The 14,229-nt window shown below is 39.7% G+C and carries 14 protein-coding genes; 6 read left to right on the top strand and 8 right to left on the bottom strand.

The window, feature by feature from the left end; translation table 11 throughout:
- Positions 1–2: 2 nt before the first annotated feature.
- A complete protein-coding gene (locus tag ACWATR_RS33330) occupies positions 3–1,034 on the top strand; it encodes an AI-2E family transporter (RefSeq protein ID WP_460342500.1) in 1,032 nt (343 codons plus the stop codon).
- A 375-nt stretch (positions 1,035–1,409) separates the two neighbouring features.
- A complete protein-coding gene (locus ACWATR_RS33325; protein WP_460342497.1) occupies positions 1,410–1,991 on the top strand; it encodes an SH3 domain-containing protein in 582 nt (193 codons plus the stop codon).
- A gap of 340 nt (positions 1,992–2,331) precedes the next feature.
- Here the strand turns inward: ACWATR_RS33325 and ACWATR_RS33320 are convergent, their stop codons facing one another.
- The 6 genes from ACWATR_RS33320 to ACWATR_RS33295 all read right to left on the bottom strand — a co-directional run bounded on the left by ACWATR_RS33320 (position 2,332) and on the right by ACWATR_RS33295 (position 8,464).
- Entirely contained in the window at positions 2,332–2,931 is a 600-nt protein-coding gene (locus ACWATR_RS33320; protein ID WP_460342495.1) for a DUF2238 domain-containing protein, read from the bottom strand.
- Between the two features lie 44 nt (positions 2,932–2,975).
- Positions 2,976–4,325, bottom strand: a complete 1,350-nt coding sequence (locus ACWATR_RS33315) for a DUF2254 domain-containing protein (protein ID WP_460342492.1) — start codon at positions 4,323–4,325, stop codon at positions 2,976–2,978.
- Entirely contained in the window at positions 4,322–5,329 is a 1,008-nt protein-coding gene (locus ACWATR_RS33310) for a mechanosensitive ion channel family protein (RefSeq protein WP_460342489.1), read from the bottom strand. The genes ACWATR_RS33315 and ACWATR_RS33310 overlap by 4 nt, the downstream gene beginning before the upstream one ends.
- Positions 5,330–5,361: 32 nt before the next feature.
- A complete protein-coding gene (locus ACWATR_RS33305) occupies positions 5,362–6,177 on the bottom strand; it encodes a potassium channel family protein (protein WP_460342486.1) in 816 nt (271 codons plus the stop codon).
- An 8-nt stretch (positions 6,178–6,185) separates the two neighbouring features.
- Entirely contained in the window at positions 6,186–7,469 is a 1,284-nt protein-coding gene (locus tag ACWATR_RS33300) for a TIGR00341 family protein (RefSeq protein WP_460342483.1), read from the bottom strand.
- A gap of 303 nt (positions 7,470–7,772) precedes the next feature.
- A protein-coding gene (locus ACWATR_RS33295; RefSeq protein WP_460342480.1) for an IS1 family transposase occupies positions 7,773–8,464 on the bottom strand; the annotation gives its coding sequence in 2 pieces (ribosomal slippage) (positions 7,773–8,126 and positions 8,129–8,464; 690 coding nt in all).
- Positions 8,465–9,043: 579 nt separating this feature from the next.
- Here ACWATR_RS33295 and ACWATR_RS33290 point away from each other — a divergent pair.
- Positions 9,044–9,955 (top strand): S-layer homology domain-containing protein, encoded by a 912-nt coding sequence (locus tag ACWATR_RS33290; protein WP_460342477.1) that lies wholly within the window; start codon positions 9,044–9,046, stop codon positions 9,953–9,955.
- Positions 9,956–10,184: 229 nt separating this feature from the next.
- Positions 10,185–11,069, top strand: a complete 885-nt coding sequence (locus tag ACWATR_RS33285; protein ID WP_460342474.1) for a DUF2382 domain-containing protein — start codon at positions 10,185–10,187, stop codon at positions 11,067–11,069.
- Positions 11,070–11,268: 199 nt separating this feature from the next.
- On the opposite strand, the gene ACWATR_RS33280 is transcribed toward ACWATR_RS33285, so the two are convergent.
- Positions 11,269–11,559 (bottom strand): hypothetical protein, encoded by a 291-nt coding sequence (locus tag ACWATR_RS33280; RefSeq protein WP_460342471.1) that lies wholly within the window; start codon positions 11,557–11,559, stop codon positions 11,269–11,271.
- Positions 11,560–11,569: 10 nt separating this feature from the next.
- Positions 11,570–12,529, bottom strand: a complete 960-nt coding sequence (locus tag ACWATR_RS33275) for a ParM/StbA family protein (protein WP_460342468.1) — start codon at positions 12,527–12,529, stop codon at positions 11,570–11,572.
- Between the two features lie 378 nt (positions 12,530–12,907).
- Here ACWATR_RS33275 and ACWATR_RS33270 point away from each other — a divergent pair, with 378 nt between their 5' ends.
- The gene (locus tag ACWATR_RS33270; RefSeq protein ID WP_460342465.1) at positions 12,908–13,285 is read left to right on the top strand and encodes a sigma-70 factor domain-containing protein; all 378 of its coding nucleotides are present in this window, start codon (positions 12,908–12,910) and stop codon (positions 13,283–13,285) included.
- A 102-nt stretch (positions 13,286–13,387) separates the two neighbouring features.
- The gene (locus tag ACWATR_RS33265; protein WP_460342462.1) at positions 13,388–13,753 is read left to right on the top strand and encodes a sigma-70 domain-containing protein; all 366 of its coding nucleotides are present in this window, start codon (positions 13,388–13,390) and stop codon (positions 13,751–13,753) included.
- Positions 13,754–14,229: the final 476 nt, after the last annotated feature.

The raw sequence follows: 14,229 nt of genomic DNA, 5'->3' as shown, positions 1-14,229 counted from the left end.
TTATGCGCTTCGGACAATTAATTGGATTTCTGGCTCTTGTTATCTCTCTTTACATTCTGTGGCAAATTCACCAAATCCTTTTGCTGGTATTTGCAGCAGTAGTTTTAGCGACAGTATTAAATCAACTAGTGAGTTTTTTTCAAAGATTTCGTATTAAGCGAGGAATCGCAGTTGCCATAACAGTTGTTCTTTTATTGGCCATTTTGGTCGGTTTTTTTGCACTGATTGTGCCACGTCTTATTGACCAATTGCAACAATTTGCTAATATTATGCCTATGGCATTAGAGCGGTTGCGATCATGGAACAACTGGTTACAAAATGTAATTCCTGACCAACTGTTAGAAAATATTCGCGGGCTTAGATATCTAACTCAAGGTTTGCAAGATTGGTTAAATCAGTTAATAAATAACTTTTTTAACTTGGTCAGTAGCTCGCTTTCTATTATTTTAGGCTTGCTGCTCTTCGTAGCTCTCACCATCATGTTATTAGCTAATCCCTCGCCGTATCGACAAGGATTTATACTGCTATTTCCTGCCTTTTATCGTCGGCGAGTTGATGACATTCTAAACAAGTGTGTAGTCTCGTTGACTGGCTGGATAAAAGGCACGCTCTTAACTATGCTATTCATTGCAACACTGAGCTATATTGGACTGTTAATTTTGGGAATACCACTGCCATTAGTTAATGCTATTTTGGCAGGATTATTAGAATTTATCCCAAATGTTGGGCCAAGTTTGAGTGTAATTCCGCCTGCACTGCTAGCATTGAATGAAGAACCTTGGAAAATCGCCGCTGTTATAGCTTTGTACTTTGGAATTCAGCAGATTGAGAGTCTAGTTTTAGTGCCTTTAGTGATGAAAAGCCAAGCATCTCTTTTGCCAGCAGTTACTTTAATAGCAGTGGTCTTTTTTGGCAGATTTTTCGGGTTTTTAGGTGTATTTCTCGCTGTTCCATTAGTAATTGTGTTTCAAACATGGATAAAAGAAGTTTTAGTCGAGGATGTACTCAACAACTGGCAAGAAAACAATCATTGATAATCAACTTTTACCATAAAAACTCATTTTATAATGTGTGAGTTGGATACTTGCTTGCGCTCTATCCGATATAAATTACTAAATTTATATCGCTTGGAGGACTATTTTCTATTTCTTAAAATAGATGCTCTTTTCTAAAAATTATGATTACCTATAGTTAGATGCAACTATATACAGCAGAATAGCCTACTACAAGGTCACGGCTACAGGAGTCAGAAGTTAGAATAGCTTTTGCTACGCAACACTATCGGAATGGCAAAGATACTCTTATAAGGTTATAACAGCGTTAATCTTTGTCACTCAAATCTAATTTGTTACTTCACTGAGTTGCAAACTGCTGTAGATAGTAATTAGCAATATTGCAAGGATGTGATCATGAAATCTAATCATAGTTATCGATGGCAAAAATTACCTATTGTTTCAACCACGCTTTTGTTAGCAGCAACGCTTTTTGCAACTCCTACTTTCGCCAATGATATAAACCAAATTCCAGGTTATGAATCTTCTGGTTTACAAGAAAGTAGCTATCTATTAGCACAAGTGCCTGCTAGCTGTCGCCAAGTGAGTGCTAGAGGTGGTCTTCGTGTTCGGGAAAAGCCTTCGGCCAACAGTAGGGTTGTAGGGACTGTACAAATTAACCGCAACGTCACAATTCAAACTGATGTAACAAATAATGGTTGGGTGCCTATTTCAACCCCGCTTCCAGGTTATGTCTATGCTCAATATCTTGGTATGTGTGATACAGCAGCAGCACCACCCCCAAGCAACTGTCGCCGTATTATAGCTAGTGCTGGCGCTCCTGTGCGACAACAACCATTAGATACTGCAACGAGTGTAGGAGTAGTTACAAATGGGCGGAGAGTCATCATTGATAGTTTAGGATTTGATGGTTGGGTGCCGATTACAGTTCCTATGCAGGGATATGTGCAAGGAAGTTATCTTGGTTACTGTCGTTAGTTGATAAGTTATTGTGCCTTGTTGCAATTCCCAAAGACTCTTTGAAGCTGCTCATCCAGCTTCAATAAAGTTTACTAGCAAATTGATAATTGTATGATGAATTTCAATTAATTGAGTGTTAAGACTTAAGGTTGGATGTTATTTGGAGATGGCAATGCTTCAGGTTGTAGTGTTAATTGTAAGGTCTGTCCGTTGCGTAGTACTTGGATTTGTAAGTTATTTAAGGTATTTTTTTCGATAACTGCTGAATTTCTTTAGATGGGGTAACTAATTGATTGTTAATTGCTTGAATAACATCAGCCTTCATAGTTTCCTACCCAAGTATCGAAAATTATGTAATCTAAATGTATGTCTCAGTTTGTCCATTAGTTGCATCTGTATGACGATTAGTCCATTTTTGCAATGCCCAAAGGCTAATTAAAGCTGCTAATCCAGCCCCCAAAGAGTCCATCATTAAATCAATAATGGTGTCATCCAAGCTTTCAATTACTTGAGTATTGAGAATTTTACCAGCAGACCATTCTGTGACTTCCCACAAAGCACCAATAGCAATTCCAAAACTAGTAATTGTCACTAAATACAAAACTGTATGATTCCGAAATATATTCAACATTGAACCATAGACTAAAAAACTAAGTGCTAGGGTAATTGCAGAAGTCGTATAAGCATGAACAATCTCGTCATAGGGGCCTGGCATACCAAATAAATTCCATACCCAACCAGTAGCATTGAGCAATGCAGCCAAGACAAACAAAAAATCAAATAAAGTGGGTAATTTATCATCTCGGATGACAAACACAAAGGATACAACAAGGAAAAAAGCGAGACCTAAGCCATTTGACCATTTACCTTGAACTGCTGCGGCTATGACAAAAATTGTTAGTAGAGCCTGTCCTATCCATGCGATAATTCGATAACCTTTCCAATTCAGAATTTTCATAGTTATTACCTCAAAAATATTAATTTAAAATGCCATTCTTCTGATTAATCCCAATCCTTATTAATGTCATCATTATTTAAATTTTTAATGACCTGATAATAATTTTCTTCTACATCTTTGCGGTCTTGTTCTTGTGATAGTCCTTCACGGCTATCTTGTAAAATCATGTCAGCATGATGGCGCAGGCTTGCTTGATATTTAGAATTATTGGTGTAAGTGGCAATAGTAGCTATAGCTTCTAACAAACGAATAATTACTCCTGCATCCGACTTTCCATACTGCCGAATTTGGTTAAAAGCACGATCAACCAATTCTTGAAAATCTACTCCTTCGGCAATGAAGCGCAATTTTTTATTTTTATCGTAGCGGTAGGGCGAAGGGAAATCTCGTTGAACTAAATGGCACAGCCCAGCGCTAATTCGGTCAATACAGCGAATTGCAGTAAATGGATCATTTATTCCAGGGGAAATGGCACGTAGAGCAATTTCTACTAATTGATCAATTGGAAACTTTATATCCTGTTGTTCTGTACGTTCTTTGCCCAAAATAAAAGCATCATTGATTTGTTTGGTAAGTTTTTTATTTACTTTGTTTCCAGGAAAAACCAATGCTAAATCGCTACCTTGAATTAGAAATTTCCCTGGTCTAATCTTAAGGCATACTAGTAAATTATGTTTACAAGCAATTTCCATCAATTCTTCGTCATCAATTGCTTGTAAATAACCAGTTCCACTAGCTCGAATTGGTAAAGCTTCCTCCTCAAAAGACATGGGAATTTCTTCAACTCCTTGTCTATCTTCTGGTTCACCATGGCCAATTCTTTCTGGAAATAGCCGCTTAATTGCTGAATGTAAATCCTCACTAACATTTTCGATTACGTAAGATGCCTGAATTATGGTTGAAGCATGATGGATAAAATAAATTAATACACCAATGCTAATAATTGCCAGTAAAGTGCCGACTGTAACTGAAAGTTGTGGCACATATTGTTCGTATCCATCTCCTTCTCCATGAATTGTCCGCAGTACAAGCAAGCAGTAGATGAACGTACCAATAAATGTGCCTAGTACAACTTGATTACCCGTATCCTGCATAAAATTACGCAGAAGTCGCGGCCCGAAATTGGAAGCAGCCAACTGAAGCGCCACAATTGTAATTGAAAAGGCTGTAGCAGCAACGCTAATCATCGAACCTGCAACCGATCCGAGAAGCGATCGCGCTCCATCTGCTCCACCACCGTAAACCCACCAATAATCAATGTCTACTTTGCCTGTGCGGTCAAGAGAAAGCATTGTGAAAGCTAAAGCAATAGCTAACACCGCCATAACCGCTGGTATGAACCAGTAACTTGAGTGGAGTTGATCCCACAATTTGCTTATCTTGACATTTCTCATTGTTCGTTGGTTTGAGAATCTACTTTACCGTTGTTATCTTGTGAGGAGCGTGCTTGAGCAAGTAACCTGAGTGAATCGCTGATGCGGCGAGGCTTTGGTACTTCACTTTTACCCGATGGCCAACCTTCACGCTGACGGGAACGGTTTCCATCTGTCTCTTCTGTCTGGTCGTGGAACAGAATTTGTTGAGTTGGGAAGGGCAAATCAATGCCGTTTGCAACGAGCATTTTCTTAATTGCAGTAATCACTTTATCCCGTGATTGCAGATCATCTGCCCGTCGTGGTGGATGAACCCACCAACGGACACGGATGTTAACAGTGCTTTCGGCAAGTTCCATTACCAATACATCAGGAGCCGGATCTTTTAAAACTTCATTTACACTGAGCATTGCGTCTAGCATTAACTGCTTGGCACGGTCAATGTCGTCGTTGTAGCCAATGCCGACATCGTATTCTAATCGCCGATTTTCAAAGGCAGTGTTTACAGTTACCGAATTAGTAAACAATTCCGAGTTCGGAATGACAATCCGCCGACCGTCATAAGTTCTAATTGTTGTTGCGCGTGTTTCAATATTTTCGACCGTTCCTTCAAAGCCTTTAAAAACAATTTGGTCATCAATTTGAAAAGGTTCAGTCAGCAGAATTAAAATTCCAGCTAAGAAATTTTGTAAAATATCGCGGAAAGCAAAACCAATTGCAACACCACTAATTCCTAAAAGTTGTATCAAATCACCGGCTCTAAATGTAGGAATCACAATAGAAAGGGCGATAAACAACCCAATCAAAATTGTTAGTCCTTGTGCTAACCTTCCTAATACTAGTCCCAGATTTCGTGCAGAACGACGATTGCGAGTTAACCGCTTGACCAGTATTTTAATTCTGCTAGCAATAAACAAAAATAAGATAAAGACAATTAATCCTAAGACAATGTTTGGTAGCAAAGCTATGAAACCATTTATCATGCTTTGAATATTATCCCAAGCTGTCGAGATTTCTGCATTCATGAACTTTCTTCACTAAGTAATTTTTGCTAAAGTCAACGCTCAGAATTTTGATGCAATAATTCTTGAATTTCCCCGCGCAATGCTGCGATTTCACTCTGAAGCATTTGAATCGATTTCGCTCCAGCTAACTCTGCTTCGTCATCATCGGCATCACGACCAATAAAAAACGTTGCCAGAGTTGCAGTGACATAACCAAACACGGCAAACGCATATAACGCTAAGAAAAAACAAAGCACCCGACCTTCGGGCGTTTTGGGCGAATAGTCAGAACCCATCGTTGTCATTAGCATTGCTGTCCACCAAAAAGCAGTGCTGTAGCTGTGCAGCCCTGATTCCACAGGAACTTCGTTTTCAAATGTATACATCCCTGCTGCTCCTACTACGGTAACGATCGCAGTTAACGCCACAACATAGCCAAACCCTCGACGGCTAATACTTGCTCCTAAAACCCGCATCCCTCGGTTAGCACGAGTCATAACTCGCAACAGTTGTAGCCCTCGTACAGCCCGTGCTGTTCTTAGTATCCGTAACACCCGTATAATCCGAAAAGTACGCAGTGCCGGTAACACCAAAGAAATAGCTGTTAGCCAGTTGCTTTTGATATATGAAGGTTTATGAGGAGCGATCGCTAGTTTAAGTAAAAAATCTAATATAAAAATAATCCAAATAGTGATGCTAAAGGCTTCCAGTAAAGAGTTTAATCCCCAGATGATCTCGATGATGAATAGTGCTAGCCATACAAAGCCCAGCACTAGCATGGGAATTTCTAGCCAATCTTCCAACTGGTGCAAAACTTCATTACGTTCTTTTTCTAGGGCTTGTTTTTCTGAAAGCTTTGAACTACTCATAAATGGGCTTATTGTTTACTAGCAGGGGTTTCTAGCACGTTGACATCAACTAGAGGTGTTACATTTAAGTCCTGTTTTAATAATTGGGTTTGAATTGATTGGGTGAGGCGTAAGCGAATTTCTTCACTAGACGCTGTAACTCCCGGTTGACGCTGCACATAAACAACAGATAGCAGAGTATCCTGCCCTTCAATATTGGATCGTGTAAAGCGTACATTCGACTCGACTAATTTTGCTAAACCAACTTGCTCTACAGTTTTCTGAACTTGGGCGTTGGCACGTTGAGCAAGGCTAGAGCGTTGTAAATTGGGAGAATGAGAAAACTGCCAAGTCAGCAAAAGAGCCAATGCGATGACAGTGATTGCTAAGGCAGAAAAGAATACCCGTTTTTTACCACGCCCATAGCGAGTTCCTTGAGCAGACAGCCCGAAGACTCGGAACAAAAGGGATGCTGAAAAGTTGATGCCGCATAGTTGCAAAAACAGTAAGAATAGCCCCGAAATTGCCATGTCCCATCTGCCAATTGCACCAGCCATACCTATGATTCCCGCAGGTGGGGCTAAAGAAGCGGCAACTAACATTCCTGTTGCTGCCCCAGATACTAAACTACTCCGTTCTGATTGAACTAAGTTCAGCGCCCCTGCTGCGCCGGCTGCCAATGGTAAAATCACTGCTACTGCTGAAACCTGGCTGCTGTCTAACATTAAACTGGTGGGAATTTCTTGCCGTAATATCAGGCTAAGTAGCCAAGTAGTGGCAATTGTGACTGCTAAAGCTGCAAAATATCGTAAGATACTCCGCCCCAGGAGTTTGCGATCGCCCCATGCAGTAGCGATCGCTGTATTCATTGCCGGGCCTGCAAACGGAGCTATCAGCATTGCCGCCACCAGCAAGTAAGCTGTATTGGTATACAAGCCAATCCAGACTACAAAGCCTGCCAGTGCTGCATAACTAAGAAAACCTCGCCAAGAGCCAACACTTTGCAAACCAGAAAGAAAAATCTCAATCGGACTGCGTTCTTCCACATCTACAACTTGTTGCGGCGCTTGAGATGCAGGGGGTTGCAGAGTCATCACACCAGTTGGTATGAGCGTGATCTGTACTTTGGGCAAGTCTTGCAACTTCTCCAGAACTTTGCCAACTTCTCCATTAGAAACGTGAACAATCACCACATCAATCGGTTCTTCTGCATTTCCTTCTAATCGAGCCAGATTTGTACCGTTATGAGATTTAGCAATATCGATAACAGCTTTTCCATTTCCCCGTGGTACTTGAATAATGAGTTGACGCATTCTAGCCTCCTACCGCTAACCATCTTGTTTTTTCAGACAAAAACTCTACTACCCAAAGAAAGATTTTTGGAAATATGTATCTCATACTCAATTAACACTTAATTTTTATTAGTAAAATTGCTGCATAGTAAAATAATTGCTACTTAAGCTAGTAAAAAAGGTTATATAAGGAAAATCTCATTAATTTATCGTTTAAGACTTAGATTAAATCTAAATAGTGGAAAAGCCGTGGAGAACTCCGCTATATTTTTCTTCTCAAAAACAAGCTATAAATTTTATGGCGTTGCATAAATGCGGGATGAATCATGCAAACACAGGTATTTCTCTATACTTTAAATAATGAAGTAACAATCGAATTGAATGTTTAAGCATATCTACGGATTTAGAATAGCAGAGTGTTTTTCGGTGTAGTCTTGCTAGGTAATGGCGCAAGCGGGTATTTTCGCCCTCGACCCTAGTCATATAGGTTTTGCTGACGATATGGTCTCCTGGGTCAATAAAGCAAGGATAAACCTTCCAACCGTCTGTGACGTAGAAGTAACATTGCCAATAGGAAACAATGTCCCACAAGAATTTAAATGTTTCTGAGCTGCGATCGCCGATTACCCAAGCTAAGATACCCTCTTGAAAGTGATTTACCGCCGTCCACAACCAAACTTTGTTTTTTTTGAACCGATGAATGTTTCTAGTTCATCTAATTCTCCAACTTCTGGTATGTCGTCGCTAGGCGGTACGTCAGGGAGTTGAGAGCCTATTTGTTTTAACCAATAAATTACGGTTGTATGGTGAACTCCTTTATCCCGCTCAATTGCGCGAAATCCCATGCCATTGACGTATGACCTTAAACATTCTTGCTTGATTTGATCTGAGTACCCTTTTGGTGGACTGTAAACATCGATAAATTGACGACCACAATTGACACAAATGTGATTTTGTTTACCTCTTCGTTTACCATTTTTTCTAATTTCGGTAGAGTCGCAGTATGGACATTGCACAGTAGATTACCTCAATTCATCCCTCTATTATGCAACGCCAATTTTATTACTTAAATTTATAGCAGTTCTAAATCATTCGTGACAATTATATCTCTCTTTCTTCTTTCCTTGGCGGTGGGAGCATCTCACCTTTGCAAATATATTAGGTGATTAGAAATCGCGGCTACACAAACAAAGTCCGCCTACGCGGACTCAAAGGATTTGAAACCCAAGGAGGTGGGTTTTGTCTGTATAGCCGCGTTCGCGTCAGCGTGCGGGAGGCTCTATTCCATTCGCTAGGGCAAACGTGTTTTTACAAAAGTGAGATGCTCTCTTGGCGGTTCGTTTCCTAATCTATATTTCGCACCACTAAAATCAGATTGCTATAAAATTCTTCTATTAACATAAGCTGTTACTAGAACATTGACATTTTTGAGATTTTCATTATTGCGTTATCTACATCTAAAGTAATAAGTCTAGTCAGTCTTTAGTAGTACTTCAAGCTGTAGGATAAATTTCTCCACTAAATCTCCACTATTTGTTAATAACTATTGAAGTATTAGAAATAATGAATAATTGAAAAAACAGGGGGCATGGATCATGACACAGTTAACTAAGTTCATTTCAGCAGGTGTATCTTTACTAACTTTAAATTTAACAGTACTAGCAGTTGGAGCATTGGATACCTATGCTCAATCTTCCCCTACAACTACCTTTAGTGATGTTCAACCTAATTACTGGGCACAGCCATTTATTCGAGGTTTGGCTGCAAGAAATATTGTAACTGGATATCCTGATGGTACATTTCGACCAGAACAGCCAGTAGACCGAGATGAGTTTGCAGCAATTATTCGTAAAGCTTTTGATCAACCAGCAATTCGCCAGATAGAAAGTGGTGGTGTATATAAAGATATTCCTACAAACTATTGGGCTAGTCGTCCCATCGAAGAAGCATATCAACAAGGATTTATGGCAGGTTATCCTGGTGGATACTTTCGTCCCAATCAATCGGTTTCTAAGGTTGAGGCTATAGTTGCTTTAAATAAAGGTCTGAATCTAACTACTGGTACATCAGCAGTTACTGTACCCACAGCCATGCAGAGAGTAGTTCCTCAAAAAACCGCACAAAAACCTGTAAAAAGGCGTATGATGCCACTAGCATTTACTACTTTAATGCAGCCTTTATTAATATCAAAAGCCCCAGCCGTAGCAGCTAATGCTGTAAGTCTTAACCGTCCTGCGTCATTTATTATTACTAACACTTACGCAGATGCCAATAATATTCCGCAATATGCAGTTGGAGATGTAGCAGCCGCAACTAAAGCAAATATAGTGGTCAACTATCCAAATCCTAAAGTTCTTAATCCAAATAAATCTGCAACTAGAGGAGAGATTACAGCTTTAGTTTATCAAACTTTAGTTTCCCAAGGAAAAATAGAACCCATTGCTACTAATTCACCTACCAATCAGTATATTATTGGTACTCCTATCAACAAGCAAAATGCTCAATAAGTGCGAATTCCTCAAAGACCTTTGCTGATTGCAGGTCTAACAACTTAGTTATAAGCCTCTATAATATTATGTTATGCAGAGGTTTACTTTTGGTTTAATTAACCCGAAATTTTTAAAACCATTAATTCCATAGGAATGATTTTTTAGACATTAATATCTTTCTTGAGAAAGAAGGAGTAAAAAATTACATCTTTACAATTGAAAATATAGATGTTGGAGGAAAAAGAATATGGCTTTATATAAACTCGAAGACTTTGCTGGTAACTATAGTGATGCAGATTTTGATAACTATGAAGTTAGGGATTTTGATGTCTACTCAGACATAGATGACGATAAAGTTGGGAGTGTTAAACACATCTTGGTCGATGATTCGGGTCATTTCCGCTATTTAGTTGTTGACACAGGTTTTTGGTTCTTTGGTAGACAAGTATTGTTACCAATTGGACGTTCCAGAATAAGCTATAGCTATCGACGTGTCTATGCTATTGGGCTGACGAAGGAGCAAGTAGAAAATTTACCAGATTTTAATGATTTGGAACAGATTGATTACGATTATGAGGAACAGGTGCGTGGAGTTTATCGGACTCCAGTAAGACAAGCACCTTTAAGTACCTCAACACCTGTAGAGACATCAACACCTGTAGATGCCCCACCAATCTCTAGGGATCGCAATGCATACAGGTATGAAGATGAACCAAATCTTTATGATATGAATCAGCAGGATCATCAAAACCTGAAACTATACGAAGAACGTTTAGTTGCTAATAAATCTCGTGTTAAGGCAGGAGAAGTATCTATTGGCAAACATGTTGAAAATCAGACGGCAAGAGTTTCTGTACCAGTTGAAAAAGAACGCGTAATCATTGAACGCACTACTCCAAACGAAGGTGGTAGAACTGTATCGCCTGCTGAGGCAAACTTCCGTGAAGGAGAAGTTACTCGGATGGACATTTATGAAGAAACCCCTGATATTCAGAAGGAAGCCGTTTTGCGTGAGGAAGTGAAAATTAAGAAAGTAGTTGAACAGGATACAGTTGAAGCCGAAAGTACTGTTCGTCGTGAGGAATTAGACGTTAATACGAATGATGAGCGGTTGCATGAGAGAAGAAGCTAAATGGCTTTGAGATAACTGCTAATGAAATATCCCCGCATTTATAGAAGCTAAGTGCGGGGCAATTTTTGACATTCAAATGTTTTTTATTTTCCGATGCCACTTGATGACTAACTCGCCTTGATTCACTCATTACTTTAAAGCATTGCGTGAAGCACGGGGCTAATCCCCTTTCTTTAGCCTTGCCAACTTCCTTTGACGATTACAAATCAAAATCAAGGCTGAATGTTTCCCCACCATAATCTTCTTCTTTCTCCTCTGGAAATGGAGTTGGAGTCCAAGAGGTGAGTTGGTTATCTTCAGTATTAATGGGTGTAGAAGCTAAAAGTTGTGCAGGTAATCCAGCCTTGATGAAAACAAAATAGCAATCAACTATAAAGTAAAGGGTGTCCAGGTAACTTTTATCTAGTTTTTGCGATTCTGCAAATATGCGCTCTCGGTAATTATCTTTGAGGCGAACTTTTTCCGGTGCTAAGTCTTTTTTATCTGCCATTGTTATAACTTTACTTAAGAGATGTAGTAGTTGGGTTCTTGGCAAAAATGGTCTTTGCCATCTCTAAAAGCCCAGAGACATTGGCTTCTACCGGATTGTCCAGGATTTTGAAGCCGTTTTTCTCCAACAGCTTCTTAAATCCTGGTAACAGACAGCCTCCACCAATCGCCCAGATTTCATCCCCCTGGTGCTTGGCATCAAGTGTCAGATTCACCACTTTCTTCAAGTATTTTTCATACCAATCTTTCAAACAAGCGCTGTATATATCTTTGATATCGATGTCACGGCTGTACCTGGTATGCCCCATTTCCAGACAAAATCGGATTTTGGAGGCATCCCCGATTTTTCCGCCATTCAAATGTTTCATCTTTTGGGAGATATCATCGATGAGAACTTCTACACCTATAGGGTAAGCAGTGTGAACTTCTCGCTGACCCCGGTTGTAACGAGAATACAGGGTCGTACCATTGCCAAAGTCTAAAATGGTTAATTTTTTTGGTAGTGGATGCCCAAACAATGCACCCATACCCTCTAGTACAACTTTCAGCACTTCTACTTTCACGTCTGATTGTTTGCCAGCAAGTATTGGCTGATATTCTCCATTGAGTACTTTTTGTAGTTCTGATGCCAGAGCAACATCATGTAAACTGACGACTAATTTTAAGTGCCAAGCTTTACGATGTGGCAGATGTGCCAATGCACCCAATAAAGTCAATAATGCGTTGTTGACTTTATTTTCATTATTGTCTGTGTTGCGGTCAAAATAATTTCCTGTACGGTAAGCTGATTCTCCAACGGTATAAGCAGTACCGTTGAAAACTACACGTCCTGGCACATCTTCCATCTCGGCATTGGTTATATAGCTCGGCACACGAACTACTTCAAACCCTTCGACTAAAAGTTTGAGACTTCCGTAACCGTTGTCGAAACCCGCAGGAAAAATTTTTTGTAAGGTGTGAATGTTTGACATAGGCTCCAAGTAATACACTTTAATTTGTGAAAATTATTTGTTCAAGTGATCTGCAAGAGCAAGAAAAAGAAGAATAAAATAACTTCACCCTTATTTTCCCAACTCAAGAGCTTATCATAACCCCTTGGGGGCTAAATGGGGTATAAAATGTCAGTCAGTCAAATATACCCCATTTAGCACCTATATGCACCCTATATAGGGGTCAAAATGTCACCAAAGTCCTGAGCTATTGTTGGGGTATATATAGCCCCTATAAAGCCCCCATCAGGATTTTTTGAAATCTTTTTTATCAAGGCAGCAGAAATTAAATTAGATCGTTGTTAACTCTTTGATTTATACTCTACTGTCAAGGTCTAAATTAGCTTTACGCAACGCAAGATGTCTAGCCAAAGCTCTGATACACTTGAAATTTACCTACGAGAAATTGGTCGCATTGATAGGCTATTACCTGAACAAGAAATTTTCTATGCAAGACTTGTAAGGTCTATGCTGGCAGTTGAGCAGCAAAAGAATCTTCTTGTGCAACGGCTAAAGCGTTCTCCAAATGGGTCTGAACTCTCTGCCGAGGTGAATAAAACAGAAGCAGAATTAACCCAAATGCTTGAACAAGGGCAACTGGCAAAACATTTAATGATTACTGCCAACCTCCGTTTAGTGGTTGCAGTCGCTAAAAAATATCGTTGGAGTAATCTAGAATTATTGGATCTGATTCAAGAGGGAGCAATAGCCTTACTTTCATGCGGTAGAAAAATTTAAGCCGAATCGCGGCTATCAATTCTCTACTTATGCAAAAGGCGTGGATTCGGCAGTCAATTATTAGAGCAGTTGCAGAACAATCTCACACTATTGGCCTATCCCATGACCGAACAATTCGCAATTCGTAATTTGCAATTGTGGAGAAAAGTGTCAATTGACTTATTTAGGGTACAAGCCCCCACTAATTTAATTGCGAATTGTCAATTGCGAATTGGAGATGACACATCACCTAAACAAGTTTCCGAATGCCTAAACGCTTTTCGTCCGCTAGTTTCTTTGGAGTTAGGAATTGGAGAAGGGCAAGAAAACCAACTACAAGAGATATTACCCGACGAAAGAATCTCCGCACAAGAGTATGTTGTTCTAGTAGTTCGCTTTCCCCAAAATTGCGCTTGTGGAGGTCGGCAGAGGAGGAGGGGAGCAGAGGAGAGATTTGTACAAGTTCTTTCTCCCTTGCCCCCGTGCTAGTTAGAACAATAAATGGTACAGTAACGCAACATTAACTATATTACTCAGACGCATGAGGCTACACAGACAATTGATATTTTTTTGTCCCTTGTGGCTAACACTCGTAAGTTTAAGATTAATTTTTTGAGTCTGTGCGCGTAGGCGCAGCCCGCCGTAGGCATCGCATCACTCTGGACAGAAAAATAGAGTCGCTAGCTCAGATGACTTTGGATAAAACTGTTCTTAATCTGCTCGACTATTCTTGCTAGACAGAGCAACTGGCTTCCCTATGTTTTTGAGACAATACCTTGCATCCTTATTAAGTAAGGCTTTTTGCTGATTTTCCAACATAAATTGTGAGTAAAATATTTTCTCATTTATAGTCAACACTTAAGATGTACTATGACCCTAAATATACTCTTCGTTAAAATTTACGTTTAGCAAGGAGAACGATACTAAAGCTGACTTCCTTGATTTCGCTTATTTAAAAATAGTAG

The organism is Nostoc sp. UIC 10890 (assembly GCF_054786515.1).
The sequence above is the reverse complement of the archived record's forward strand: the minus strand, read 5'-3'. Positions and strand labels throughout refer to the sequence as shown.

Excerpts from the sequence above, each read along its gene's own strand:
- ACWATR_RS33310 (WP_460342489.1), bottom strand. The coding sequence starts at position 5,329 with ATGAATGCAGAAATCTCGACAGCTTGGGATAATATTCAAAGCATGATA.
- ACWATR_RS33305 (WP_460342486.1), bottom strand. The coding sequence starts at position 6,177 with ATGAGTAGTTCAAAGCTTTCAGAAAAACAAGCCCTAGAAAAAGAACGT.
- ACWATR_RS33270 (WP_460342465.1), top strand. The coding sequence starts at position 12,908 with ATGTCTAGCCAAAGCTCTGATACACTTGAAATTTACCTACGAGAAATT.
- ACWATR_RS33320 (WP_460342495.1), bottom strand. The coding sequence starts at position 2,931 with ATGAAAATTCTGAATTGGAAAGGTTATCGAATTATCGCATGGATAGGA.
- ACWATR_RS33315 (WP_460342492.1), bottom strand. The coding sequence starts at position 4,325 with ATGAGAAATGTCAAGATAAGCAAATTGTGGGATCAACTCCACTCAAGT.
- ACWATR_RS33300 (WP_460342483.1), bottom strand. The coding sequence starts at position 7,469 with ATGCGTCAACTCATTATTCAAGTACCACGGGGAAATGGAAAAGCTGTT.
- ACWATR_RS33330 (WP_460342500.1), top strand. The coding sequence starts at position 3 with ATGCGCTTCGGACAATTAATTGGATTTCTGGCTCTTGTTATCTCTCTT.
- ACWATR_RS33285 (WP_460342474.1), top strand. The coding sequence starts at position 10,185 with ATGGCTTTATATAAACTCGAAGACTTTGCTGGTAACTATAGTGATGCA.
- ACWATR_RS33325 (WP_460342497.1), top strand. The coding sequence starts at position 1,410 with ATGAAATCTAATCATAGTTATCGATGGCAAAAATTACCTATTGTTTCA.
- ACWATR_RS33275 (WP_460342468.1), bottom strand. The coding sequence starts at position 12,529 with ATGTCAAACATTCACACCTTACAAAAAATTTTTCCTGCGGGTTTCGAC.
- ACWATR_RS33280 (WP_460342471.1), bottom strand. The coding sequence starts at position 11,559 with ATGGCAGATAAAAAAGACTTAGCACCGGAAAAAGTTCGCCTCAAAGAT.
- ACWATR_RS33290 (WP_460342477.1), top strand. The coding sequence starts at position 9,044 with ATGACACAGTTAACTAAGTTCATTTCAGCAGGTGTATCTTTACTAACT.
- ACWATR_RS33265 (WP_460342462.1), top strand. The coding sequence starts at position 13,388 with ATGACCGAACAATTCGCAATTCGTAATTTGCAATTGTGGAGAAAAGTG.